Source organism: Serratia sp. KG1D (assembly GCF_037150675.1).
Taxonomy (GTDB): domain Bacteria; phylum Pseudomonadota; class Gammaproteobacteria; order Enterobacterales; family Enterobacteriaceae; genus Serratia; species Serratia nematodiphila.
On record NZ_JBAGIH010000001.1, the window covers coordinates 1,055,805 to 1,079,260 of the forward strand.

At 59.7% G+C, this 23,456-nt stretch carries 25 protein-coding genes; 19 read left to right on the plus strand and 6 right to left on the minus strand.

The genetic code is table 11. The features are described from left to right. Positions 1-3,321 (minus strand): ribonuclease E, encoded by a 3,321-nt coding sequence (rne, locus tag WFM45_RS05145; protein WP_336954867.1) that lies wholly within the window; start codon positions 3,319-3,321, stop codon positions 1-3. A gap of 552 nt (positions 3,322-3,873) precedes the next feature. Here rne and rluC point away from each other — a divergent pair. Continuing rightward, complete coding sequence (rluC, locus tag WFM45_RS05150) at positions 3,874-4,833, plus strand: 23S rRNA pseudouridine(955/2504/2580) synthase RluC (protein WP_336954868.1); 960 nt, start codon at positions 3,874-3,876, stop codon at positions 4,831-4,833. 6 nt (positions 4,834-4,839) lie between these two features. Here rluC and WFM45_RS05155 read toward each other — a convergent pair whose 3' ends face one another. Continuing rightward, entirely contained in the window at positions 4,840-5,421 is a 582-nt protein-coding gene (locus tag WFM45_RS05155) for a Maf family protein (RefSeq protein ID WP_336954869.1), read from the minus strand. A 141-nt stretch (positions 5,422-5,562) separates the two neighbouring features. Here WFM45_RS05155 and yceD point away from each other — a divergent pair, with 141 nt between their 5' ends. From yceD to ptsG, 14 genes are all read left to right on the plus strand, one after another. After that, complete coding sequence (gene yceD, locus WFM45_RS05160) at positions 5,563-6,084, plus strand: 23S rRNA accumulation protein YceD (RefSeq protein ID WP_004927780.1); 522 nt, start codon at positions 5,563-5,565, stop codon at positions 6,082-6,084. A 16-nt stretch (positions 6,085-6,100) separates the two neighbouring features. Continuing rightward, positions 6,101-6,268 (plus strand): 50S ribosomal protein L32, encoded by a 168-nt coding sequence (rpmF, locus tag WFM45_RS05165; RefSeq protein ID WP_004927778.1) that lies wholly within the window; start codon positions 6,101-6,103, stop codon positions 6,266-6,268. Positions 6,269-6,279: 11 nt separating this feature from the next. Beyond that, positions 6,280-7,314 (plus strand): phosphate acyltransferase PlsX, encoded by a 1,035-nt coding sequence (gene plsX / locus WFM45_RS05170; RefSeq protein ID WP_004928717.1) that lies wholly within the window; start codon positions 6,280-6,282, stop codon positions 7,312-7,314. A 6-nt stretch (positions 7,315-7,320) separates the two neighbouring features. Further along, positions 7,321-8,274: a beta-ketoacyl-ACP synthase III gene (locus WFM45_RS05175; RefSeq protein WP_028128023.1), complete on the plus strand. Its 954-nt coding sequence runs from the start codon at positions 7,321-7,323 to the stop codon at positions 8,272-8,274. Between the two features lie 18 nt (positions 8,275-8,292). Next, a complete protein-coding gene (gene fabD / locus WFM45_RS05180) occupies positions 8,293-9,222 on the plus strand; it encodes an ACP S-malonyltransferase (protein ID WP_336954870.1) in 930 nt (309 codons plus the stop codon). An 11-nt stretch (positions 9,223-9,233) separates the two neighbouring features. After that, positions 9,234-9,968 carry a 3-oxoacyl-ACP reductase FabG gene (gene fabG, locus WFM45_RS05185; RefSeq protein ID WP_004928729.1) on the plus strand — a complete coding sequence of 245 codons (735 nt, stop codon included), beginning with the start codon at positions 9,234-9,236 and terminating at the stop codon, positions 9,966-9,968. 154 nt (positions 9,969-10,122) lie between these two features. Next, the gene (gene acpP, locus WFM45_RS05190) at positions 10,123-10,359 is read left to right on the plus strand and encodes an acyl carrier protein (RefSeq protein WP_004719003.1); all 237 of its coding nucleotides are present in this window, start codon (positions 10,123-10,125) and stop codon (positions 10,357-10,359) included. A gap of 82 nt (positions 10,360-10,441) precedes the next feature. Continuing rightward, positions 10,442-11,683 carry a beta-ketoacyl-ACP synthase II gene (gene fabF, locus WFM45_RS05195; RefSeq protein ID WP_004928734.1) on the plus strand — a complete coding sequence of 414 codons (1,242 nt, stop codon included), beginning with the start codon at positions 10,442-10,444 and terminating at the stop codon, positions 11,681-11,683. 144 nt (positions 11,684-11,827) lie between these two features. Next, positions 11,828-12,625, plus strand: coding sequence for an aminodeoxychorismate lyase (gene pabC, locus WFM45_RS05200; RefSeq protein WP_033633354.1), 798 nt, complete (start codon positions 11,828-11,830; stop codon positions 12,623-12,625). Between the two features lie 13 nt (positions 12,626-12,638). Then, a complete protein-coding gene (gene mltG, locus WFM45_RS05205) occupies positions 12,639-13,664 on the plus strand; it encodes an endolytic transglycosylase MltG (protein WP_082996849.1) in 1,026 nt (341 codons plus the stop codon). Further along, positions 13,654-14,292 carry a dTMP kinase gene (gene tmk / locus WFM45_RS05210; protein ID WP_033633352.1) on the plus strand — a complete coding sequence of 213 codons (639 nt, stop codon included), beginning with the start codon at positions 13,654-13,656 and terminating at the stop codon, positions 14,290-14,292. Before mltG ends, tmk begins: the two co-directional genes overlap by 11 nt. Beyond that, positions 14,292-15,299: a DNA polymerase III subunit delta' gene (gene holB / locus WFM45_RS05215; RefSeq protein ID WP_311266307.1), complete on the plus strand. Its 1,008-nt coding sequence runs from the start codon at positions 14,292-14,294 to the stop codon at positions 15,297-15,299. The genes tmk and holB overlap by 1 nt, the downstream gene beginning before the upstream one ends. Before the next feature lie 19 nt (positions 15,300-15,318). Next, positions 15,319-16,095, plus strand: a complete 777-nt coding sequence (locus WFM45_RS05220; RefSeq protein ID WP_048322894.1) for a metal-dependent hydrolase — start codon at positions 15,319-15,321, stop codon at positions 16,093-16,095. 343 nt (positions 16,096-16,438) lie between these two features. Beyond that, on the plus strand, positions 16,439-17,872 hold the full coding sequence (ptsG, locus tag WFM45_RS05225) for a PTS glucose transporter subunit IIBC (RefSeq protein ID WP_015377458.1): 1,434 nt from the start codon (positions 16,439-16,441) through the stop codon (positions 17,870-17,872). A 56-nt stretch (positions 17,873-17,928) separates the two neighbouring features. On the opposite strand, the gene WFM45_RS05230 is transcribed toward ptsG, so the two are convergent. Both WFM45_RS05230 and mntR read right to left on the minus strand, forming a co-directional pair. Continuing rightward, the gene (locus WFM45_RS05230; RefSeq protein WP_336954871.1) at positions 17,929-18,294 is read right to left on the minus strand and encodes a DUF4180 domain-containing protein; all 366 of its coding nucleotides are present in this window, start codon (positions 18,292-18,294) and stop codon (positions 17,929-17,931) included. Between the two features lie 14 nt (positions 18,295-18,308). Further along, complete coding sequence (gene mntR / locus WFM45_RS05235) at positions 18,309-18,779, minus strand: manganese-binding transcriptional regulator MntR (protein WP_048322909.1); 471 nt, start codon at positions 18,777-18,779, stop codon at positions 18,309-18,311. Between the two features lie 230 nt (positions 18,780-19,009). Here mntR and WFM45_RS05240 point away from each other — a divergent pair, with 230 nt between their 5' ends. Then, complete coding sequence (locus WFM45_RS05240; protein WP_060559212.1) at positions 19,010-20,314, plus strand: Nramp family divalent metal transporter; 1,305 nt, start codon at positions 19,010-19,012, stop codon at positions 20,312-20,314. A gap of 37 nt (positions 20,315-20,351) precedes the next feature. On the opposite strand, the gene WFM45_RS05245 is transcribed toward WFM45_RS05240, so the two are convergent. Beyond that, positions 20,352-21,101 (minus strand): SDR family oxidoreductase, encoded by a 750-nt coding sequence (locus WFM45_RS05245; RefSeq protein WP_242141509.1) that lies wholly within the window; start codon positions 21,099-21,101, stop codon positions 20,352-20,354. Between the two features lie 99 nt (positions 21,102-21,200). Between WFM45_RS05245 and WFM45_RS05250 the strand changes: the two genes are divergently transcribed. Continuing rightward, positions 21,201-21,578: a winged helix-turn-helix transcriptional regulator gene (locus tag WFM45_RS05250; RefSeq protein ID WP_085336347.1), complete on the plus strand. Its 378-nt coding sequence runs from the start codon at positions 21,201-21,203 to the stop codon at positions 21,576-21,578. Here the strand turns inward: WFM45_RS05250 and WFM45_RS05255 are convergent. Then, positions 21,575-22,480 (minus strand): transporter substrate-binding domain-containing protein, encoded by a 906-nt coding sequence (locus tag WFM45_RS05255; protein ID WP_160125366.1) that lies wholly within the window; start codon positions 22,478-22,480, stop codon positions 21,575-21,577. The two genes, WFM45_RS05250 and WFM45_RS05255, sit on opposite strands and share 4 nt — an antisense overlap. Positions 22,481-22,702: 222 nt before the next feature. On the opposite strand from WFM45_RS05255, the gene hinT reads away from it, so the two are divergent. Continuing rightward, on the plus strand, positions 22,703-23,053 hold the full coding sequence (hinT, locus tag WFM45_RS05260) for a purine nucleoside phosphoramidase (protein ID WP_004928776.1): 351 nt from the start codon (positions 22,703-22,705) through the stop codon (positions 23,051-23,053). An 11-nt stretch (positions 23,054-23,064) separates the two neighbouring features. Continuing rightward, on the plus strand, positions 23,065-23,454 hold the full coding sequence (locus WFM45_RS05265; RefSeq protein WP_015377465.1) for a YcfL family protein: 390 nt from the start codon (positions 23,065-23,067) through the stop codon (positions 23,452-23,454). Positions 23,455-23,456 lie beyond the last annotated feature (2 nt).

Here is a 23,456-nt window from a genome sequence, read left to right on the forward strand (position 1 = left end):
TTATTCGTTAACCGGCTGCGGTTTGGTGGCCGGCGCGGTTGCCTGGCTCACCGCCGAATGGCCGCCTGCGGAGCCTTTGCCTTCGAAGTTGAAGGAAGGGCGCTGCCAGTCGCTGTGCTTGCGTTCTTCCGGCACATAGGCTGGTGCCGGCGCTTTGGTCATCGGTGCAGTGGCGATGTGTTTGTACAGCACGTTCTGCACGGCTTTCACCGGCGCCGGCTGCTGAGCAACCACTGGCGCAGGGGCTGTTTCCACCGGAGCGGCTTCCACGGCCGCCGCCGTAGGTGCAGCTTCTACCACTGGCGTTTCTTTCGCTGGCGTGGCTTCTACCGGCGCAGTTTCGACCACAGGCTCGTCCTCGACCGACTTAGCTTCAACTACAGGCTCTGCAGCAACGGTTTCAACTACCGGCTCGGCTTCCACTGCCGGGGCAGTCTCTTCCACTTTCGGCTCTTCAACCGCGGCTTCCGCCGGCGCCGGGGTTTCCTCGGCCGGGATAGCAACGACAGGCGCTACGGCTGCAGCTTCTTCCGTTACGGTGACGGCGGCAGTTTCAACGGCGGCTTCTGGTGCCGGTTCGTTGACGCTGGCCGCGGCATGGGTTTCTTCCACGGCAACGTTGTGTTGTTCAACCGCTGCGGCGACAACCGGCGCCTGCTCTACGGCTTCGGTCTGCACTTCGGCTTCTTCAACCTGAGCGACCGGGTAGCTTACCCAGACTTTGCCCGATGCCATTTCCGGCGAAGCGAACGCGCCCGCCAACGGCATTGGGGATTGCAGCGGGTAACGCTCATCGCGGTAACGACGGCGGCGCTGGCCGCTGACGCGCAGGTGACGCGGTGAACGACGGGAACGGCGCGGCATGCCTTCGCCGTTGCCGCGGCTTTCGCCCTGGGCATCGTCTTCCGGCTGTGCGGCAACGGTTTCCGGCAGCAGCTTGACGCTGTCGTCGGCGGTCGGCTGCGCGTCTTCGGCTTTCGATACCGGCGCTTTCGGCGCCAACAGCTCTTCCGCTGCGCGCTGCAGCTCTTCTTCGGCAGACAGGATACGCACTTTCTGCGTCAGCGTGCGGCGCTGACGGCGCTGCATGTTCTGCTGCTGACGTTCTTCCTGCTCTTCGTCGGTGCTCTCGACCGCTTCAACGCTTTCCAGCGCTTTCACTTCCTGCTGAGCCTGACGTTTCTCTTCCTGACGGCGACGCTGGCGTTCAGCGCGCTGCTCACGGCGTTGCTGCTGATCTTCGCGCGGTGCTTTAGCGCTTTCTTCCGTTGCGGTTTCCTCCGCTACCGGCGCGTTCTGCTGCTGCTGGTTGCGGCGGTTACGGCGCTGCTCATCGCGGGATTCACGCGACTCACGGCCTTCACGGTTTTCACGCGGTTCACGGTTGTCGCGGCCTTCACCGCGCTCTTTACGTTCGCCGCGTTCAGGACGATCGCCACGCTCACCGCGCTCTTTACGGCCGGTGCCTTGGCGGCGCTGACCGCGACGATCCTGACGACGGTTTTCACCGTTGCCTTCCGCTTTCGGCGTTTCGGCCGGTTTGGCTTCTTCGACGGCAGGTTGTTCTTCACCGGCGAACAGGCTCTTCAGACCACCGAACAGGCGGCCCAGGAAGCCCGGCTTGGCGGCGGCCGGCGCTGCGGCTTTCGCCTTGGCGGCGGCAGCGACAGGTTTGGCCACGGCGACGGGCTCTTCAGCCGGCGGCGGCGCATCGGCGGACAGCGAGAAGGAAGCCAGGGCCGGTTGCTCCGGACGCTTGCGTTCCATCGGCGCATCTTCCAGCGGGCGCTCCATGTCTTCTTCGTGCAGCTTCGGCAGCAGGTAGCTGAGGGTAGAGGTTTCCTCGCCCTTGCGCACGCGCAGCACCGAGTAGTGCGGGGTTTGCATCTGATCGTTCGGCACGATGACGGCTTTCACGCCGCCCTGGCGTTTTTCGATCGCGCTGACGGATTCGCGCTTTTCGTTCAGCAGGTACGAAGCGACCTGAACCGGCACGATAGCGTGAACTTCTTTGGTGTTTTCCTTCAGCGCTTCTTCTTCGATCAGGCGCAGAATGGACAGCGCCAGCGATTCGTTGTCGCGAATGGTGCCGGTGCCGTTACAGCGTGGGCACACGTGGTGGCTGGACTCGCCCAGCGACGGGCTGAGGCGCTGACGCGACATTTCCAGCAGGCCGAAGCGGGAGATGCGGCCGATTTGGATGCGCGCGCGGTCTTGGCGCACGGCGTCACGCAGGCGGTTTTCCACTTCGCGCTGGTGGCGTACCGGCGTCATGTCGATGAAGTCGATGACGATCAGGCCGCCGAGGTCGCGCAGGCGCAGCTGGCGAGCGATCTCGTCCGCCGCTTCCAGGTTGGTGTTGAACGCCGTCTCTTCGATGTCGCCGCCGCGGGTTGCGCGTGCGGAGTTGATGTCGATGGCGGTCAGCGCTTCGGTGCTGTCGATGACGATCGAGCCGCCGGACGGCAGGCGCACTTCGCGCTGGAAGGCGGATTCGATTTGCGATTCGATCTGATAGTGGCTGAACAGAGGAATTTCACCGCTGTACAGTTTGATTTTGCTGCTGAAATCCGGGCGACCCAGCGCAGCGATGTGCTCTTTGGCCAGATCGAGAATTTTCGGGTTGTCGATCAGGATTTCGCCGATGTCCGGGCGCAGGTAATCGCGGAAGGCGCGCACGATAACGTTGCTTTCCTGGTGGATCAGGAACGGCGCAGGGCGGCCTTCGGCGGCTTTTTTAATCGCTTCCCAGTGTTTCAGACGGAAGGAAAGATCCCACTGCAGCGCGTCGGCGGATTTGCCTACGCCCGCGGTGCGAACGATCAGGCCCATGCCGTCCGGCAGCTGCAGCGAAGAGAGCGCTTCTTTCAGCTCGGTGCGATCGTCACCCTCGATGCGGCGAGAAATACCGCCGGCGCGCGGGTTGTTCGGCATCAACACCAGATAGCTGCCCGCCAGGCTGATGAAGGTGGTCAAGGCGGCGCCTTTGTTTCCACGTTCTTCTTTGTCTACCTGAACAATGACTTCCTGGCCTTCGCGCAGCACATCTTTGATGTTCGGGCGACCATGGGAAGAGTAATTGCTAGGGAAGTATTCGCGGGCGATTTCTTTAAGGGGGAGGAAACCATGTCGTTCTGCGCCGTAATCCACGAACGCTGCTTCAAGACTTGGTTCAATGCGGGTGATTTTGCCTTTGTAAATATTCGCTTTTTTCTGCTCATGACCCGGACTTTCGATATCCAAATCATACAGCCGCTGTCCATCTACGAGGGCAACACGCAACTCTTCCTGCTGAGTTGCGTTAATCAACATTCTTTTCATCTTAACTTACTCGTTATTTTTACATTATCGACAAAGCTGCGGGCAAAATAACCTCATGGCCGGAGTTAAACCGAAAGCCCCGTGTCTTCTCGCAAAGTCGTCAACCTCACGGTTGTCGCCTGCATAGGGGCGCATTATCTCGGTAAGCCTGCTTTTCTTTGTGAAAGACAGCACTTTTACTAGGGGAATAGCCTCTGATTTACGTCGACAGATCTGATTCCATTTGCCGGCCAAGCTGCAACCCGCAGCCCGCTAATTGTTTGATTTCGCATTACGTCTTACGCCATTGCTGCGTTTTTGCGCGATCAGACAAATTTTATAATTCCACCGTTTTCCCTGTTTAACGAGAATCAACGCGGAAAGTGACTGCATTATTCCACTGCTGATGCCGTTATAGCAAGGTGACTTTTCCTTAACTGCGGAAGAAATCGCAAACGTTCAAATCGGCTTGCTGCCTTATTGTCCGCTGGGGTTTCGCCCGCCGTCAGAGAGACAGTTAAGCACAGAAAAAGATGTGGCGCTATTCACGCGCTCTATTTAGAATCCCGCACCATGAAAACGAACAATCCAGCAGTACAATTCATCACGATTTCCGACGACGAAGCCGGTCAGAGAATCGACAACTTTCTGCTCGCTCGCCTGAAAGGCGTGCCGAAGAGCATGATTTATCGCATCGTGCGTAAAGGTGAGGTGCGGGTCAATAAAGGGCGCATCAAGGTCGAATACAAATTGGCGGCCGGCGACGTGGTGCGCGTGCCGCCGGTGCGGGTGGCCGAGCGCGAAGAGACGCCGGTGTCGGCCAAGCTGGATAAGGTGGCGGCGCTGGCCGACTGCATTCTGTATGAAGATGACCACCTGCTGATCCTCAACAAGCCTTCCGGCACCGCGGTGCACGGCGGCAGCGGCCTGAGCTTCGGCGTGATTGAAGGGTTGCGGGCGCTGCGCCCGGAAGCCCGTTTCCTGGAGCTGGTGCATCGGCTTGATCGCGATACCTCCGGCGTGCTGTTGGTTGCCAAGAAGCGTTCCGCGCTGCGTTCGCTGCATGAGCAACTGCGGCTGAAGGGCATGCAGAAGGATTATCTGGCGCTGGTGCGCGGCCAGTGGCAATCGCACTGCAAGGCCGTACAGGCGCCGCTGCTGAAAAACATTCTGCAAAGCGGCGAACGTATCGTGCGCGTCAACAGCGAAGGCAAGCCTTCGGAAACCCGCTTCAAGGTGGAGGAGCGTTACGAATTCGCCACTCTGGTGAAGGCCAGCCCGATCACCGGGCGTACTCACCAGATCCGCGTGCACACTCTGCATGCCGGGCACCCGATCGCTTTTGACGATCGCTATGGCGATCGCGAGTTCGATCGTCAACTGGCGGGCAGCGGCCTGAAGCGGCTGTTCCTGCACGCTGCGGCGCTGCGCTTTGAGCATCCGGCCACCGGCGAAACGATGCGCATCGAAGCGCCGATGGACGAAGAACTGCGCCACTGCCTGCAGGTGCTGCGCCGGCAGGCGGCCAAGTAATCCACGTCACACCAGCGGGTTGATGCCTTCAGCCCGCAACATGTCCAACAGCGCGATCAACGGCAGGCCGATCAGGGCGTTCGGATCCCGGCCTTCCAGCCTGTCGAACAGCGCGATCCCCAATCCCTCGCTCTTGAAACTGCCTGCGCAGTTCAGCGGTTGCTCCAGACGCACATAGGCGGCTATCTCCGCTTCGCTTAGCGCGCGAAAATGCACGTGAAACGGCTCGCACAAGGCTTGCAGCTGCTTGCTGCGGCCGTTGTACAGCGCCAGGCCGGTATAGAAAGTTACGGCCTGGCCGCTGGCCTGCCGCAGCTGCGCGCGGGCGTTTTCCTCGGTATGGGGCTTGCCGGTGATGTTGCCATCGATCACACAGACCTGATCGGAGCCGATGATCAGATGCTCGGGATAGGCGAGGGCCAACGCCTGAGCCTTCGCCGCCGCCAGGCGCAGCACCAGCGCTTCGGCGCTTTCGCCGGGCAAGGGGGTTTCATCCACCTCCGGTGCGGCGCAGTCGAACGGCAGCCGCAGCTTCTCCAGCAGCGTTTTTCGATAGGGGGAGGTGGAGGCTAAAAGCAATCTCTGCATAATTTTTTTCGCAAACCGTAGCGTAAATGGGTACGGCATTTTAAACTGTCGGCCGCTGTGGAAGCGAATATTGGTGAAAGGAGCCGTTTTACGGCCTTTTTCTTTGACTCTATGTCGTTACAAAGTTAATATGCGCGCCCTATGCAAAAGGTAAAATTACCCTTGACCATTGATGCGGTACGTACCGCTCAGAAACGCCTGGACTATGCTGGTGTCTATGCGCCTGAGCAGGTTACTCGTGTTGCCGACTCCGTGGTCAGTGTGGACAGTGATGTCGAGGTGTCGTTGTCGTTCAATATCGACAATCAACGCCTCGCGGTGATAACAGGGCATGCGGACGTCACGGTAACGTTGATGTGCCAACGCTGTGGAGTCCCGTTCGAACATCAGGTTCACACAACATATTGTTTTAGCCCGGTCGTCAATGATGAGCAGGCTGAGGCATTACCGGAAGCGTACGAACCGATCGAAGTTGACGAGTTTGGCGAAGTCGATCTGTTGGCAATGATTGAAGACGAAATTATTCTTTCACTGCCTGTCGTTCCGGTACATGAATCTGAACACTGTGAAGTGTCCGAAGCGGACATGGTATTTGGCCAACTGCCTCCTGAGGCGGAGAAACCGAATCCGTTTGCCGTATTAGCCAGTTTAAAGCGTAAGTAATTGAGGAGTAAGGTCCATGGCCGTACAACAGAATAAACCAACCCGTTCCAAGCGTGGCATGCGTCGTTCTCACGATGCTCTGACCACGACTACTCTGTCTGTAGACAAAGTATCCGGTGAAACTCACCGTCGTCACCACATCACTGCCGACGGTTTCTACCGCGGTCGCAAGGTTATCGGCTAAGTAGCGATACCTTGACTCGTCTAACCCTGGCGTTAGATGCAATGGGCGGGGACTTCGGTCCCTGCGTCACAGTGCCTGCTTCGTTGCAGGCACTGGCCTCTAATTTACAGCTTCATCTCCTGCTGGTCGGCAATCCCGACGTCATCTCTCCCTTGCTTGCCCACGCCGATCCGGTTCTTCTGGAGCGTCTGCAAGTCGTGCCCGCCGAGTCCGTGATCGCCGGCGACGCCAAACCTTCACAAGCGATACGCGCCAGCCGCGGTACGTCGATGCGCATTGCGCTCGAGCAACTCAGCAGCGGAAACGCGCAGGGGTGCGTCAGCGCCGGCAATACCGGGGCGCTGATGGGATTGGCGAAGCTGTTGGTCAAGCCGCTGGAAGGCATCGAGCGCCCGGCGCTGATGACGGCGATCCCGAACCAGCAACGCAGCAAAACCGTGGTGCTGGATCTGGGCGCCAACGTTGAGTGCGACAGCACCATGCTGGTGCAGTTTGCCGTGATGGGCGCGGTGATGGCGGAAGAGGTGATCGGCATTGCGCAACCGCGGGTGGCGCTGCTGAATATTGGCGAAGAAGAGACCAAAGGCCTGGATAATATCCGCGAAGCGGCCGCTGTGCTAAAAAATACTCCGGCAATCAACTATATTGGTTACCTGGAAGGAAACGAACTGCTCACCGGCAAGACCGACGTGTTGGTTTGTGATGGCTTCGTGGGCAACGTCACCCTGAAAACCATGGAAGGGGTGGTCAGGGTGTTCTTATCGCTGCTGAAATCGTCCGGCGACGGAAACAAGCGAGCGTGGTGGCTGAAATTGTTGGGCCGTTGGTTGCAAAAACGGGTGGTTAAGCGGTTCGGCCACCTGAACCCCGACCAGTATAATGGCGCATGTCTGTTAGGATTGCGCAGCACCGTAGTCAAGAGCCACGGCGCTGCGAACCCTCACGCGTTTGCAGTCGCAATCGAACAGGCTGTGCAGGCGGTGCAGCGGCAAGTCCCGGAAAGGATTGCTGCGCGCCTTGAGGCTGTATTACCTAAGAGTGACTGATCGTACATGTATACAAAGATTCTCGGTACGGGGAGTTATTTGCCCGTACAAGTGCGCACCAATGCTGATTTGGAAAAAATGGTGGATACCTCTGACGAGTGGATCGTCACGCGTACCGGTATCCGCGAACGTCGCATCGCCGCCGCGGATGAAACCGTTGCGACGATGAGCTTCCAGGCCGCTGAGAACGCGCTGGAAATGGCAGGTGTGGCTAAAGAAGACATTGGGCTTATCATCGTGGCGACCACCACGACCACTCACGCGTTCCCGAGCGCGGCGTGCCTGGTGCAGCAAATGCTGGGCATCAAAGACTGCGCGGCGTTCGATCTGGCTGCGGCCTGCGCCGGCTTTACTTATGCGCTCAGCGTGGCCGATCAGTACGTGAAAAACGGCGCGGTCAAACATGCGCTGGTTATTGGCGCGGACGTCTTGTCGCGCACGCTGGATCCTGAAGATCGCGGCACCATCATTCTGTTTGGTGATGGCGCAGGGGCGGTGGTGCTGGGGGCGTCTGAAGAGCCGGGCATTCTGTCTACCCATCTGCATGCCGACGGCAGCTACGGCAACCTGCTGACGCTGCCTTACAAGGATCGTCAGAATCAAGACAAGCCGGCCTATGTCACCATGGCGGGCAACGAAGTCTTCAAGGTTGCGGTCACCGAGCTGGCGCGCATCGTCGACGAGACGCTGCAGGCCAACAACATGGATCGCAGCGAGCTGGATTGGCTGGTGCCGCACCAGGCCAACCTGCGCATCATCAGCGCAACGGCGAAAAAACTGGGCATGGGGATGGACAAAGTGGTGGTGACGCTCGATCGTCATGGCAACACCTCTGCCGCCTCGGTGCCTTCCGCACTGGACGAAGCCGTGCGCGACGGGCGAATTCAGCGTGGTCAACTGGTGCTGTTGGAAGCTTTCGGCGGCGGCTTTACCTGGGGCTCGGCGCTGGTTCGTTTCTGATTTGGACAGGAAGAAAAAATGACGCAATTTGCTTTTGTTTTCCCGGGCCAGGGGTCGCAGACCGTTGGCATGCTGGCCGAGTTGGCCGCACAGTTCCCGATCGTCGAAGAAACCTTCGGCGAGGCTTCTTCCTCCCTGGGTTACGACCTGTGGCAGCTGGTGCAGCAAGGTCCGGCGGAAGAACTGAACAAAACCTGGCAGACCCAACCGGCTCTGTTGGCCGCTTCGGTGGCGATTTTCCGCGTGTGGCAGCAGCAGGGCGGTAAAGCGCCTGCGCTGATGGCGGGCCACAGCCTGGGCGAGTACTCGGCGCTGGTCTGCGCCGGCGTGCTGGACTTCAAGGCGGCGATCCGTCTGGTCGAGCTGCGCGGCAAGCTGATGCAGGAAGCGGTGCCGGAAGGCACCGGCGCGATGTACGCCATCATCGGTCTGGACAACGACGCGATCGCCAAGGCGTGTGAAGAGTCCGCGCAGGGGCAGGTGGTTTCTCCGGTCAACTTCAACTCGCCGGGCCAGGTGGTCATCGCCGGCAACAAAGAAGCGGTTGAACGTGCGGGCGCCGCCTGTAAAGCCGCGGGCGCCAAACGTGCGCTGCCGCTGCCGGTGAGCGTGCCTTCGCACTGCGCGCTGATGAAACCGGCCGCCGACAAGCTGGCCGTGGCGCTGCGGGACATCACCTTCAACGCGCCTCAGGTGCCGGTGGTGAACAACGTCGACGTACGCACCGAAAACGATCCTGAAGCGATCCGCAGCGCGCTGGTGCGTCAGCTTTACAGCCCGGTGCGTTGGACCGAGAGCGTAGAATTTATCGCAGCACAGGGAGTGACGTCGCTGCTGGAAGTGGGGCCGGGCAAAGTGCTGACCGGTCTGACTAAACGTATTGTTGACACCCTGACGGCTGCGGCGGTGAACGACACCGCCAGCCTGTCGGCGGCGCTTGAACAATAAAGAGGAAAATGATGAGCTTCGAAGGTAAAATCGTTCTGGTCACCGGCGCGAGCCGCGGTATTGGCCGAGCCATTGCAGAAACGTTTGTGGCACGCGGCGCCAAAGTGATCGGCACCGCGACCAGCGAGAGCGGCGCTGAGGCGATCAGCGGCTACCTGGGCGCAAACGGCAAAGGGTTTATGTTGAACGTTGTTGATGCGCAATCTATCGACAGCGTGTTGGCATCGATTCGCGCCGAATTTGGCGAAATCGACATTTTAGTGAATAATGCCGGCATCACGCGTGATAACCTGCTGATGCGTATGAAGGATGATGAGTGGGAGGATATCCTCGACACCAACCTGACTTCCGTATTCCGCCTGTCAAAAGCGGTAATGCGCGCTATGATGAAAAAGCGGTTTGGCCGTATCATCACCATCGGTTCCGTTGTCGGTACCATGGGGAACGCAGGGCAGGCGAACTACGCGGCGGCTAAAGCCGGTCTGATTGGTTTTAGCAAATCTTTGGCACGTGAAGTTGCTTCGCGTGGCATTACGGTCAACGTCGTGGCACCTGGCTTTATTGAGACGGACATGACACGGGCGTTGACAGATGATCAACGCGCAGGCATTTTGTCATCAGTTCCAGCCAACCGGCTGGGCGATGCTAAAGAAATCGCCAGCGCTGTTGCATTTTTGGCCTCTGATGAGGCCGGCTATATCACCGGTGAAACGTTACATGTCAATGGCGGCATGTACATGATTTAAAAAATGCGAAAACCATTTGCGTTATTTGAGGCAAAAACCGCAAAATAGCGTAAAATCGTGGTTTGACCAGCCGGGATTTAGTTGCATCTTTTTCAGCATTTTATACACTACGAAAACCATCGCGAAAGCGAGTTTTGATAGGAAATTTAAGAGTATGAGCACTATCGAAGAACGCGTTAAGAAAATCATTGTTGAGCAACTGGGTGTTAAACAGGAAGAAGTTTTGAACAACGCTTCTTTCGTTGAAGATCTGGGCGCTGATTCTCTTGACACCGTTGAGCTGGTAATGGCACTGGAAGAAGAATTCGACACCGAGATTCCAGACGAAGAAGCTGAGAAGATCACTACTGTTCAGGCAGCTATTGATTTCATCAACGCTAGCCAGCAGTAAGAGAACATATCTAGGCGGTCGTTCGACCGCCTAAGTTTTTTCTATCCCTAGTGTCATATTTTTCCCTCCCTGGAGGACAAACGTGTCTAAGCGTCGAGTAGTTGTGACCGGACTGGGCATGTTGTCTCCTGTCGGCAATACGGTAGAGTCCACGTGGAACGCTCTTCTTGCCGGTCAGAGTGGCATCAGCCTGATCGACCATTTCGATACCACTGCCTATGCGACCAAGTTTGCTGGCCTGGTAAAGAATTTTAATTCTGAGGATTTCATCTCTCGCAAAGATGCGCGCAAGATGGACGCCTTTATCCAGTACGGTATCGCTGCCGGCATGCAAGCCATGCAGGATGCAGGTCTGGACATCACCGAGGCTAACGCCACCCGCATTGGAGCCGCGATCGGTTCCGGCATCGGCGGCCTGGGTTTGATTGAAGAAAACCACAGTTCACTGGTTAACGGTGGCCCACGGAAAATCAGTCCGTTCTTCGTGCCATCCACCATCGTGAATATGATTGCAGGCCACCTGACAATCATGTACGGCATGCGTGGTCCAAGCATCTCTATCGCCACCGCCTGTACTTCAGGTGTGCACAATATCGGCCATGCGGCGCGTATCATTGCCTACAATGATGCGGACGTGATGCTGGCCGGTGGGGCAGAGAAAGCCAGCACCCCATTGGGCGTCGGCGGCTTTGGCGCAGCGCGCGCCCTGTCCACCCGTAATGACAATCCGCAGGCGGCGAGCCGTCCGTGGGATAAAGACCGTGACGGCTTCGTGCTGGGCGACGGCGCTGGCATGATGGTGCTCGAAGAGTACGAACATGCGAAAAAACGCGGCGCGAAAATCTACGCCGAAGTGGTGGGCTTTGGGATGAGCAGCGATGCTTATCACATGACGTCACCACCGGAAAACGGCGCAGGCGCTGCGCTGGCGATGGAAAATGCCCTGCTTGACGCCGGTGTGACCCCGTCACAAATCGGTTACATCAACGCACATGGCACCTCTACGCCGGCGGGCGACCAGGCGGAAGCGCAGGCGGTGAAATCCGTGTTCGGCGCCGATGCAGAGCGTGTGCTGGTGAGCTCGACCAAATCGATGACCGGCCACCTGTTGGGTGCGGCAGGCGCGATCGAGTCCATCTTCACCGTGCTGGCGCTGCGCGATCAGGCGGTACCGCCAACCATCAACCTGGATAACCCGGATGAAGGTTGCGATCTGGACTTCGTGCCTCACGAAGCGCGCCAGGTCAGCGATATGGAGTACACCCTGTGTAACTCCTTCGGCTTCGGCGGCACCAACGGCTCGCTGATCTTCCGCCGAGTGTAACTCGCGCTGTCGAACGCTGATGAAAGCCCGGTTTTTTAACCGGGCTTTTTTACGCCTGGCGTCCGGCCGTCAGCAGGGCTGCGTATTGCCTCGCCGCCTGCTATTCTGCGAGCGTAATGAAATAACCCGGCAACAGGAGGAAGCATGTACTGGATTAACGGACAACGCCACGACGCGCTGGCGCCGAGCGATCGCGGCCTGCAGTTCGGCGATGGCTGTTTTACGACTGCCCGGGTTATCGACGGTAAAATCGAGCTTTTGCCCTGGCATCTGGAGCGGCTGAAGCAAGCGGCGCAGAGGCTGATGCTGCCCGCCACCGATTGGGCGGCTTTCGAGCGCGAGATGGCGCTGGCGGCCGAATCAATTCCGCTCGGCGTGGTCAAAGCGATACTGACGCGCGGCAGCGGTGGGCGGGGTTACAGCCCGACCGGGTGCGAGAACCCGACGCGCATTGTTGCCCGCAGCAGCTACCCTGCGCACTATTTGCAGTGGCGCGAGCAGGGCATTACGCTTGCGCTCAGCCCGGTGGCGCTGGCGCGCAATCCGCTGCTGGCGGGGTTGAAGCATTTGAACCGCCTGGAGCAGGTGCTGATCCGCGCGCATCTTGACCAGACGGGCGCCGACGAGGCGCTGGTGCTTGACACTGCCGGTATGCTGGTGGAATGCTGTGCGGCTAATTTGTTCTGGCGTAAGGGAAAAGCGGTATTTACCCCGGATCTGAGCCAGGCAGGCGTCGCGGGCCTGATGCGGCGGCGAGTGATCGCGCTGCTGGCGGGCTCGGAATACCGTCTGCATTGCGTCAGTGAACCGCTGGAGACGCTGGCCGATGCCGACGAAGTTCTGGTGAGCAATGCACTGATGCCGTTGCTGCCGGTAAACGCTGCACAATCATGGCGTTATGCTTCGCGTCAGCTGTATGATTTTTTGCGTCCACACTGTTAACCATGGCTAATTGATGAAGAAAAGAAAGCTGAAGGTCCTGTCTGTTATTGTTGTTCTGGCATTGGCGCTGCTGTTTTGGGGCTATCAGAAGATCGAACGCTTTGCCGATACGCCGCTGGCCATCCAGCAAGAGACCATCTTCAAACTGCCGGCCGGCACTGGCCGGGTAGCGCTCGAAGGGTTACTGGTGCGCGACAAATTGGTGCACAATGGCCGCTGGTTCCAGTGGCTGCTGAAGCTGGAGCCGGAGCTGGCGGAATTTAAAGCCGGTACCTACCGGTTCACGCCGGGCATGACGGTGCGTCAGATGCTGAAACTGTTGGCCAGCGGCAAAGAGGCACAGTTCACCGCACGCTTTATCGAAGGCTCACGCCTGCGTGACTGGCAGCAGGTGTTGCAGCAGTCCAAATACCTGAAACACACCCTGGCGGGCAAGAGCGAAGCGGAGATCGCCGCTGCGCTCGGCATTCCTGCGGGCGAAACCCCGGAAGGGCATTTGTACCCGGATACCTATCAGTATACCGCCGGCATGAGCGACATCGCGCTGCTCAAACGCGCGCACGTGCGCATGAACAAAGCGCTGCAGGCCGCCTGGGCCGGCCGCGACGCCAGCCTGCCGTACAAAACGCCGGAGGAGCTGCTGACCATGGCTTCGATCGTCGAGAAAGAGACCGCGGTGCCGGAAGAGCGCAGCAAGGTGGCGTCGGTGTTCGTCAACCGCTTGCGCATCGGCATGCGTCTGCAGACCGATCCGACGGTGATCTACGGCATGGGCGAAAGCTATAATGGCAACATCACGCGCAAGGATCTGGAGACGCCGACGCCTTACAACACCTATGTGATCGCCGGCCTGCCGCCAACGCCGATCGCCATGCCGGGTGAGGCCTCGTTGCAGGCGGCCGCCAATCCGGCCAAAACGCCATATCTCTATTTTGTCGCCGACGGCAAGGGTGGGCATACCTTCACCACCAATCTGGCGAGCCATAACCAGGCGGTGCGCGTGTACCGTCAGGCGTTAAAGGAAAAGAATGAAAAGTAAATTCGTTGTTATCGAAGGGCTGGAAGGCGCGGGCAAGACCACCGCGCGCGATACGGTGGTCAATGTGTTGCGCGAACACGGCGTCAGCGACATCGTCTTCACCCGTGAACCCGGCGGCACGCCGCTGGCGGAGAAACTGCGCGATCTGTTCAAGCGCGGCATCGACGGCGAATTGCCGACCATCAAGGCCGAAGTATTGATGCTGTACGCCGCGCGCGTGCAGCTGGTGGAAACCGTGATTAAACCGGCTCTGGCGCGCGGCGCCTGGGTGGTGGGCGATCGCCACGATCTCTCTTCACAGGCTTACCAGGGCGGTGGCCGTGGCGTAGATCCGCAGCTGATGGCCTCGCTGCGCGACACCGTGCTGGGGGATTTCCGCCCGGATCTGACGGTTTATCTCGATCTGCCGCCGCTGGTCGGCCTGCAACGCGCACAGGCGCGCGGCCAGCTGGATCGCATTGAACAGGAGGCGCTGCCGTTCTTCGAACGCACCCGCGCGCGCTATCTCGAGCTGGCGGCGCAGGATGAAACCATCGTCACCGTTAACGCTGCCCAGCCGCTGGAGCAGGTGACGGCGGCGATCCGCGACTGCGTCGGCCACTGGTTGCGGCAGCAGGAAGGCGCATAATGAACTGGTATCCGTGGCTGAATGGCCCTTATCGCCAGCTGATTGGGCAGTACGCCGAGGGCCGAGGCCATCATGCGCTGCTGCTGCACGCGGCGCCGGGCAACGGTGACGATGCGCTGACCTATGGCCTGAGCCGTTGGTTGATCTGCCAACAGCGCAACGGTGAAAAAAGCTGCGGCGAGTGTCACAGCTGTCGGCTGATGCTGGCGGGCAACCACCCGGATTATCACGTGCTGGCGCCGGAAAAGGGCAAGAGCAGCCTGGGCATCGAACCGATCCGCCAGGTGATTGAAACGCTGTATGCCCACGCGCAGCAGGGCGGCGCCAAGGTGATTTGGCTGCCGCAGGCGGAACAGCTGACCGAGGCGGCGGCCAACGCGCTGCTTAAAACGCTGGAAGAGCCGCCGGAGAAAACCTATTTCCTGCTGGGTTGCCGTGAGCCGTCGCGGCTGATGGCGACGCTGCGCAGCCGCTGCCTGTACTGGCATTTGGCCAGCCCGGAGGAGCAGCTCAGCCTGCAGTGGCTGGGCCGACAGGCGGCCGGCTCTCAGACGGACCGCCTCACGGCGCTGCGCCTGCACGACGGCGCGCCGCTGGCCGCCGAACAGCTGTTGCAGCCGCAGCAGTGGCAGCAGCGCAGCGCGCTGTGCGCCGCGTTGAGCGCCGCGCTGCCGCAGCGCGATATGCTGTCGCTGCTGCCGGTGCTGAACCATGAAGATGTCGCTGAGCGCCTGCACTGGCTGTGCGCGCTGCTGGTGGACGCCATGAAGTGGCAGCAAGGCGCGCATCACTATGTATTGAATCAGGATCAGCAACCGCTGGTGCATCAGCTGGCCAGCCTGCTGAGCAGCGCCTCGCTGCAGCAGATCGTGCAGCAGTGGCTGAACTGCCGTCACCAACTGCTCAGCGTGGTGGGCGTTAACCGCGAGCTGCTGCTGACCGAACAGTTACTTCGCTGGGAACAGATGCTCGGCGCCGCCGGCGATTCCCACCCTCACTCGCTGTAAAGTTAAAGAGTTAAAAATTATGTTGTTAGTCGATTCTCATTGCCACCTTGACAGTCTGGATTATCAGACGCTGCACCAGAATGTGGACGACGCGCTGGCCAAGGCCAAAGCGCGCGACGTCGGCTATGTGCTGGCGGTCGCCACCACGTTGCCGGGCTACCGTTCCATGACCGAACTGATCGGCGAGCGTAACGACGTGGCCTTCTCGTGCGGGGTGCATCCGCTCAATCTGGAAGAGGGCTATGATTACGCCGAGCTGCGTCGCCTGGCGGCGGCGAAGCAGGTGGTGGCGCTGGGGGAGACCGGGCTCGATTACTTCTACCAGAAGGATAATCTTGAGCTGCAACAGGACTCTTTCCGCGAGCATATCCGTATCGGCCGGGATCTGAACAAGCCGGTGATCGTCCACACCCGCGACGCGCGCGCGGACACGCTGGCGATCCTGCGTGAAGAGAATGCACAGGACTGCGGCGGCGTGCTGCACTGCTTCACCGAAGATCTGGCCACGGCCGAAGCCTTGCTGGATCTGGGCTTCTACATCTCTTTCTCCGGCATCGTGACCTTCCGCAATGCTGAACAGCTGCGCGAAGTGGCACGTTACGTGCCGCTGGATCGCATTCTGGTGGAAACCGACTCGCCTTACCTGGCGCCGGTGCCGCATCGCGGCAAAGAAAACCAACCCGCCTATGTGCGCGATGTGGCTGAATACATGGCGGTATTGAAGGGCGTTAGCCTGGAACAGCTGGCCGAAGCCACCACCGCCAACTTTTCACGCTTATTTCACCTCGATCTGTGATCTTTGACCTAGGCTATAGCTGTAGGTCATTGTCTGCGTAATTTTTTTTAAGCTCGTAATTAATCACTGAAACGGGTAAGGTTCCCTCCCGTTTCAAGGTGGTTGGTGCGCGTTTTTTGCTCTGTTTTGTCAAAAAAACGCCGGTTTATGCAAAGTTGCCGCGGCTCGATCATCGAAACGTGATTGTCATCAAACATTGCGCAGGCTATTTATTTTACTCTGCGTAATAAATTCAAGGGGTGCTCAGACACCCTGAATTGCAGGGGTTTTTCTCCCCCCCTTGCAGCGCGACGTATCGCGACAAGAAGTAGCAAAGCATTATTACTCAGGAGCACACTCAACTATGTTCAAGAACGCATTTGCAAACCTGCAAAAAGTAGGTAAATCGCTAATGCTGCCGGTGTCCGTGTTGCCTATCGCAGGTATCCTGCTGGGCGTCGGCTCCGCCAACTTTAGCTGGCTACCTGCGGTAGTCTCCCACGTGATGGCGGAAGCGGGCGGTTCGGTCTTCGCCAACATGCCGCTGATTTTCGCCATCGGCGTCGCCTTGGGCTTCACCAACAACGACGGCGTTTCCGCGCTGGCGGCGGTGGTGGCCTACGGCATCATGGTGAAAACCATGGCGGTGGTTGCGCCGCTGGTGCTGCACCTGCCGGCTGAAGAGATTGCGGCCAAACACCTGGCGGATACCGGCGTGCTCGGGGGGATTATCTCCGGCGCCATCGCGGCCTATATGTTCAACCGCTTCTTCCGCATTCAACTGCCGGAATACCTGGGCTTCTTTGCCGGTAAGCGTTTCGTGCCGATCATTTCCGGTCTGGCGGCGATCGTTCTGGGCGTAGTGCTGTCCTTCATCTGGCCGCCGATCGGTACGGCTATCCAGACCTTCTCGCAATGGGCGGCTTACCAGAACCCGGTTGTAGCCTTCGGCATTTACGGCGTGGTTGAGCGTGCTCTGGTGCCGTTCGGTCTGCACCACATCTGGAACGTACCGTTCCAAATGCAGATTGGTGAATTCACCAACGCGGCGGGCCAGGTGTTCCACGGTGACATCCCTCGCTATATGGCGGGTGACCCAACCGCGGGCAAACTGTCCGGCGGCTTCCTGTTCAAAATGTACGGTCTGCCTGCTGCGGCCATCGCCATCTGGCACTCGGCCAAGCCGGAAAACCGCGCGAAAGTCGGCGGCATCATGATCTCCGCCGCGTTGACCTCGTTCCTGACCGGTATCACCGAGCCGATCGAGTTCTCCTTCATGTTCGTCGCGCCGATCCTGTACGTGATCCACGCTATCCTGGCCGGTCTGGCGTTCCCAATCTGCATCCTGTTGGGCATGCGTGACGGCACCAGCTTCTCGCACGGCCTGATCGACTTTATCGTACTGAGCGGCAATAGCAGCAAAATCTGGCTGTTCCCAATCGTCGGCATCGTCTACGGTCTGGTGTACTACACCATCTTCCGCGTGCTGATCGCCAAGCTGGATCTGAAAACGCCGGGCCGTGAAGACACCGCTGCCGAGCAGTCTGCGCAGGGCGGTTCCGAAATGTCCGCGGCGCTGGTTCAGGCCTTCGGCGGCAAAGAAAACATCACTAACCTGGATGCTTGCATCACCCGTCTGCGCGTCAGCGTGGCCGACGTGTCCAAAGTTGACCAGGCGGGCCTGAAGAAACTGGGCGCAGCCGGCGTAGTCGTCGCTGGCTCCGGCGTGCAGGCCATCTTCGGCACCAAGTCCGACAACCTGAAAACCGATATGGACGAATACATCCGTAATCACTGATTCAGGCAGGGGAGTTACCAAGGGAGGCGAAAGCCTCCCTTTTTTATTGCCCGTCGTCAGGCGCCAAGGCGCTGATTTAGTTCAGCGAGAGAAGGGAGGAACCAGACCTGTTCGCCGCGATTGGCTTCACGCACAAAATCTTGTAGCGCGTTGCTTTGTGCCAGCCAGGAAGTGATATCGCCCAGCAGCGCCACGCGCAGGCGGTAGTTGATGAATTTCTGCAATACGGCGCCGGCCACGCCGCTCCTCAGCTGGAAGAAGGCGGCGTCGAGGCGGTTGACGGGGAGGGCAATCATCCCGGCCTCGTGTTCAAAGGCGGGCGCGATAAACAGGCTGACGTCGTTTTCGTCTTTCAACATCGGCCCGGCCTCGGCGAAAACCACCAGGCGCAGATCATGACTTTGCTGCACGGCGTAGCTCATCGGCGCTCCGGGGCTCAGGGTTTGGCGTGCTTTTGCAGGTAATGCTCGAACACCGCCAGCGTTTCGTCCGAGATATGGTGTTCAATCCCTTCGCTGTCCAGCTCGGCGGTTTCGCTCGGCACCCCGAGGCACATCAGCAGATCGACCACGATGCGGTGGCGGCGGCGCACCTTCTGCGCCAGCTGCTCGCCTTCCTCGGTTAAAAACACCCCGCGATAAGGGCGCGATTCCACCAGCCCAGCGCTTTTTAGCCGCGCGATATTTTTGATCGCCGTCGGGTGAGACACGCCGAAACGGCGCGCGATATCGGTGGTTCTGGCTTCGCGGGTGCTTTGCAGCAAATCGGCGATCAGCTCAACGTAATCTTCGATCAGCGCATTGGACTGCGCTTCGCGGGCGCGGCTAAAACGCAGGGCGTGCTCGGCCTCGTCCGGCATGTCGGTCAGGGCGGAGCGGTCGGCGTTATCTGGCGCGCGGGTAACCATAGCGTGGGGCGTCCTGTAAGCATAAAAATGGCGTCTCCCGGCAATGCGGGGAGTGTTGCCCTAAGTTAGTCCAAATAGCACACATTATCAATTCGATGCCACGCATTGTGGTAGTTAGAAATATCTCTACACAAAGCCCATGAATTTCGCCTGTTGCATAAAGTGTAGCCGATGCTACATTGTCAGCATGACCGGTGGAAAAATAACCAGTAAAAGATTGAGGGTAATTCATGCGTGACGCGGCAACCACCCCATCGTTAACCGAACGGACCAACATCGCGATTGGTGCCGCCCTTGCCGGACGCAAGCGCGGCGCCTTCACGCCGTTGCTGTTCGCCGGCCCGGCGGTGATTGCCTCTATCGCCTATATGGATCCCGGTAATTTCGCCACCAACATTCAGGCCGGGGCGAAATACGGCTACAGCCTGCTGTGGGTGGTGGTGATGGCCAACCTGATCGCCATGCTGTTCCAGGCGCTGTCGGCCAAACTGGGCATCGTCACCAACCGCAATCTGGCGGAGATGTGCCGCGACCAGTTCTCACGGCCGGTGGTGATCGGCATGTGGCTGCTCAGCGAAGTGGCGGCGATGGCCACCGATCTGGCGGAGTTTCTCGGCGGGGCGATCGCGCTGGCGCTGCTGTTCCACATGCCGCTGCTGGCGGGGATGGGGGTGACGGCGGTGATCACTTATGCGCTGTTGATGGTGGAAAAGAAAGGTTTCCGCCCGGTCGAGCTGATGATTGGCGGCCTGGTGGGCATCATCGCGCTGTGCTACCTGGTGGAGATGTTCATCGTGCCGGTGGACTGGCAGGCGGCCGGCCTCGGCATGGTGACGCCGCAGTTGCCGGATGCCCAGGCGCTGACCATCGCCGTCGGCATTATCGGCGCCACCGTGATGCCGCACGCCATTTTCCTGCACTCGGGATTGACTCAGCACCGCAGCCCCGCCAGCGACAACGGCGAGCGGCGCAAGCTGCTGCGTTTTTCCAATATTGAAGTGGTGATCGCGCTGGCGCTTGCCGGGCTGGTGAATATTGCGATGGTGATCATGGCCTCGAGCGCCTTCCACGCCGGTAACAGCGACGTGGCCGAAATCGGCACTGCCTACCATACGCTGACGCCACTGTTCGGCGCGGCGGCGGCCGGCATCTTCCTGGCTTCGCTGATCGCCTCCGGCATTTCCAGCTCGGTGGTGGGCACCATGGCCGGGCAGATGATCATGCAGGGCTTTGTCGGCTTCCGCATCCCGGTGTGGGTGCGCCGCCTGGTGACCATGGTGCCAGCGTTTATCGTGGTGGCGATGGGCGTCAACGCCACCGACGCGCTGGTCTACAGTCAGGTGATATTGAGCCTGGCGCTGCCGGCGCCGATGATCGCGCTGGTGATGTTCACCCGCCGCCGCGACATCATGGGCGAGTTCGCCAACGGCCGCTGGACCAGTCTGGCGGCGGTGGTCGGCACGGTGGTGATCGTGCTGCTCAACGTGGTGTTGCTGCTGCAGACTTTCGGCGTCGATATCCCAGGACTGGGGTGATCTTGCGGGCCGCGCGGGGCGCGGCCGCGTCGCTAAATTATAAATTCCCCACGCCGCCGTCCATTTGCAGCTCCGCGCCGACCATAAAGGCCGACTCGTCCGCCGCCAGAAACACCGCCGCTTTGGCCAGCTCCAGCGCGCTGCCCATGCGGCCGATCGGCACCAGCGCGCGGATATCGTCGCGCAAGGCCCGCTCGTCAGCTTCCGCCAACCCCAGTTTACCCAATGCCGGGGTTTCGGTCGGGCCGGGGCTGAGGCCGTTGACACGAATGCCGCGCGCGTGCAGCTCGCCGGAGAGCGTTCTGGCCAGCGATAACAAACCGGCTTTGCTGGCGGCGTAGGCGCTGCTCTGCGGCAGGCCGATATGAGCGCTGACCGAACCGCACAGGATCACCGAAGAAGGGTTGGCCAGCAGCGGCAGCAGCGCCTGGATCAGAAAGAACGGCCCCTTCAGGTTGATGTCCATCAGCCGCTGATAGCTTTGCTCATCCCACTCCTGCAGCGGGCGATGCGTGACGTCGCCGGCGTTAACGTACAGCACGTCCAGCCGCGGCCACCGCTGCTCCAACTGCTGCGCCAGCGCGCGCTGCTGTGGGATGTCGCCGGCGTCGCTCAGCAGCAACAGCGCCTTGCCCGCCAATGCCTGGCCCGCCGCGTCCAGGGCGCGTTGGCTGCGGCCGGTGATCGCAACCAAAGCGCCCTCGGCGATGAACTGGCGAGCGGTTTCCAGCCCGATGCCGCTGGTGCCGCCGGTAATCAATGCGTATTTGCCTTGCAGTCGTGACATAACCGATTCCTCTTTAGCGTCTGTTGCGGCATTATTTGCGCTATAGTTCCTTTTGCATAGTAGGCACCTTTTGGATACTAAAGGACGAGGAGGGATGAAATGACGGCGCAAGCGCCTTTAGCGGCGGAAAATAATTTGGCGGCGTTGCCGACGGCGGGCGAATCCTGTCCGATGGTGGACTTCGTCAATCTGGTGTCGGGCAAATGGGCGATACCGATCTTGTACCGGCTGATCATGATCGACGGCCCGGTGCGATTCAGCGAGCTGCAGCGGGCGGTGGCGCCCATTGCGCAGAAGGAGCTGACGCGCCAGCTGCGGCTGTTCGAACAGCGCGGCCTGGTGACGCGGCAGGTGTTTCCCGAAGTGCCGCCGCGGGTGGAGTATCAGGTCACCGCGCTGGGCAAATCGCTGCGGCCAACGCTGGACTCGCTGGCCGAGTGGATGCGTCGGCATGCGCCGCAGCTGATCGGCGGCTAGTCGCCGATGCCCGGCGGGTTGATGGTTGAACGCTCGACCTTTTCGTCGCCTTCGCCCCAGCGTTCCAGCACCTGCGCGTATTCGCCGCTGACGATCGCGCCATTGATCGCGGCGTTGACGGCGTTCACCAGCCCGTTGCCTTTTTTGGTGGTGACCGCGACATAGGCTACGCTGGGGCCGATGCCGACCATTTTGGTTTTGCCGGTCAGCGCCGCCTTGTAGGCGCCGGTGGAGTGGGGGCCGAAGAACGCATCGGCGCGCCCGGACTGAATGCTCAGGTTGGTGGCGGCGTCGTCGGTCACGTAGATCGGCTGTACCGGTGGCAGCCCGGCGGCGCGATTTTGCTTATCCCATCCCAGCAGAATGTTTTCCTGATTGGTGCCGGATCCGACGATAATCCGCAGACCGGCGACGTCCTGCGGCCGGTTGATCGCGGTGATGTGGCTGGTGGATTTGACGTAAAAGCCCAGCGTGTCTACCCGGTAGGTGGCGAAGTCGAATTTGGTTTTACGCTGTTTGGTGACGGCGATGTTGAAGATTGCCGCATCGTATTTGCCCGTGCTGATGCCCAGCGGCCAATCTTCCCAGGAGGTGGGCACCAGATTCAGCTCCAGTCCGAGGCTATCCGCCACCAGGCGGGCGATGTCCGGATCGCTGCCGATCAGCGTTTTATTGTCTTCGGCGAACAGCGCCAGCGGCGGGGAGTTCTCGAATGCCACCGCCACCGTCAGCTTGCCTGGCACTGCGAAGTGAAAGTTCGCCGGGATCAGCGCGATAGCGGCGGGATTCTTCTCTGCGTGTATCGGCTGTCGGTTAGCCTGCAGGTCGATACCGCCCGTCGTGGCCGCCTGCACGGCGGCGCTCAGCAACAGCGCGCACAGCGCCGAAATTCTCGGTAACATAACGCCCTCTATCCTTTGTTAATCATGGAGTTACTATTGGCGGCGGCGCCGGGCAAGTAAAGCAACAATAGTGAATAACCAAAGTGAAAAGATGCACAAGCGGGGGGGCCGGGCTGCGCGAATCTGCAGCACTCGACGTGGAAAGTGCGCAATCAGGTTGAAAGCAGTAGAATTTGTCACTCATACTGCGTACAGCTAATTGTGTAAAACAAGGAACGCCAGATGGCCGAAGAAACGATTTTCAGTAAAATTATCCGCCGCGAAATCCCTGCTGATGTGGTTTACCAGGATGAACTGGTGACCGCTTTCCGTGACATCTCCCCCCAGGCGCCCACCCATGTGCTGATCGTTCCCAACGTGCTGATCCCAACCGTCAACGACGTGACCGTGGAGCACGAAGCCGCGCTGGGCCGCATGATCACCGCCGCGGCGAAAATCGCCGAACAGGAAGGCATCGCCGAGGACGGCTACCGCCTGATCGTCAACTGCAACCGCCACGCCGGTCAGGAGGTCTATCATATTCATATGCACCTGGTCGGTGGCCGCTCGCTGGGGCCGCTGCTGTCACGTTAAGCGAGGAAATCATGCGCGGTAAAAAAACTCTGCGTGGTCTGATGGCGTTGGCGCTGCCCGCCGCGTTGTTGATGGGATGCAGCTCACCGCCCGGCATCGCGGTCAACCAAGGGCAGACGGTGGTGATGGATCCCTCGGTGCTGACCGCCGGTATTCTGGCCGACACGCCCTCTATTTCGAACGCTTCCGGGCGGGTGATGGCAACCTCGGTGCTCAATAACAGTCAGCCGACGCCGGTCACCGTACATTACCGTTTCTATTGGTACGACGCGCAGGGGCTGGATATTCGCCCCTTCGAGAAACCGCGTGAGATCGTGGTGGCGCCCGACTCGGACGCCAAAATCTACTCGATTAACGGCAATCTGGACGCTAAAAGCGCGCGTCTGTATCTGTACCTATAAGC

Bases quoted from the DNA above. Each gene is read 5' to 3' on its own strand.
- rne (WP_336954867.1), bottom strand. From the start codon at position 3,321: ATGAAAAGAATGTTGATTAACGCAACTCAGCAGGAAGAGTTGCGTGTT.
- rluC (WP_336954868.1), top strand. From the start codon at position 3,874: ATGAAAACGAACAATCCAGCAGTACAATTCATCACGATTTCCGACGAC.
- WFM45_RS05155 (WP_336954869.1), bottom strand. From the start codon at position 5,421: ATGCAGAGATTGCTTTTAGCCTCCACCTCCCCCTATCGAAAAACGCTG.
- yceD (WP_004927780.1), top strand. From the start codon at position 5,563: ATGCAAAAGGTAAAATTACCCTTGACCATTGATGCGGTACGTACCGCT.
- rpmF (WP_004927778.1), top strand. From the start codon at position 6,101: ATGGCCGTACAACAGAATAAACCAACCCGTTCCAAGCGTGGCATGCGT.
- WFM45_RS05175 (WP_028128023.1), top strand. From the start codon at position 7,321: ATGTATACAAAGATTCTCGGTACGGGGAGTTATTTGCCCGTACAAGTG.
- fabD (WP_336954870.1), top strand. From the start codon at position 8,293: ATGACGCAATTTGCTTTTGTTTTCCCGGGCCAGGGGTCGCAGACCGTT.
- fabG (WP_004928729.1), top strand. From the start codon at position 9,234: ATGAGCTTCGAAGGTAAAATCGTTCTGGTCACCGGCGCGAGCCGCGGT.
- acpP (WP_004719003.1), top strand. From the start codon at position 10,123: ATGAGCACTATCGAAGAACGCGTTAAGAAAATCATTGTTGAGCAACTG.
- pabC (WP_033633354.1), top strand. From the start codon at position 11,828: ATGTACTGGATTAACGGACAACGCCACGACGCGCTGGCGCCGAGCGAT.
- mltG (WP_082996849.1), top strand. From the start codon at position 12,639: ATGAAGAAAAGAAAGCTGAAGGTCCTGTCTGTTATTGTTGTTCTGGCA.
- tmk (WP_033633352.1), top strand. From the start codon at position 13,654: ATGAAAAGTAAATTCGTTGTTATCGAAGGGCTGGAAGGCGCGGGCAAG.
- holB (WP_311266307.1), top strand. From the start codon at position 14,292: ATGAACTGGTATCCGTGGCTGAATGGCCCTTATCGCCAGCTGATTGGG.
- WFM45_RS05220 (WP_048322894.1), top strand. From the start codon at position 15,319: ATGTTGTTAGTCGATTCTCATTGCCACCTTGACAGTCTGGATTATCAG.
- ptsG (WP_015377458.1), top strand. From the start codon at position 16,439: ATGTTCAAGAACGCATTTGCAAACCTGCAAAAAGTAGGTAAATCGCTA.
- WFM45_RS05230 (WP_336954871.1), bottom strand. From the start codon at position 18,294: ATGAGCTACGCCGTGCAGCAAAGTCATGATCTGCGCCTGGTGGTTTTC.
- mntR (WP_048322909.1), bottom strand. From the start codon at position 18,779: ATGGTTACCCGCGCGCCAGATAACGCCGACCGCTCCGCCCTGACCGAC.
- WFM45_RS05240 (WP_060559212.1), top strand. From the start codon at position 19,010: ATGCGTGACGCGGCAACCACCCCATCGTTAACCGAACGGACCAACATC.
- WFM45_RS05245 (WP_242141509.1), bottom strand. From the start codon at position 21,101: ATGTCACGACTGCAAGGCAAATACGCATTGATTACCGGCGGCACCAGC.
- WFM45_RS05250 (WP_085336347.1), top strand. From the start codon at position 21,201: ATGACGGCGCAAGCGCCTTTAGCGGCGGAAAATAATTTGGCGGCGTTG.
- WFM45_RS05255 (WP_160125366.1), bottom strand. From the start codon at position 22,480: ATGTTACCGAGAATTTCGGCGCTGTGCGCGCTGTTGCTGAGCGCCGCC.
- hinT (WP_004928776.1), top strand. From the start codon at position 22,703: ATGGCCGAAGAAACGATTTTCAGTAAAATTATCCGCCGCGAAATCCCT.
- WFM45_RS05265 (WP_015377465.1), top strand. From the start codon at position 23,065: ATGCGCGGTAAAAAAACTCTGCGTGGTCTGATGGCGTTGGCGCTGCCC.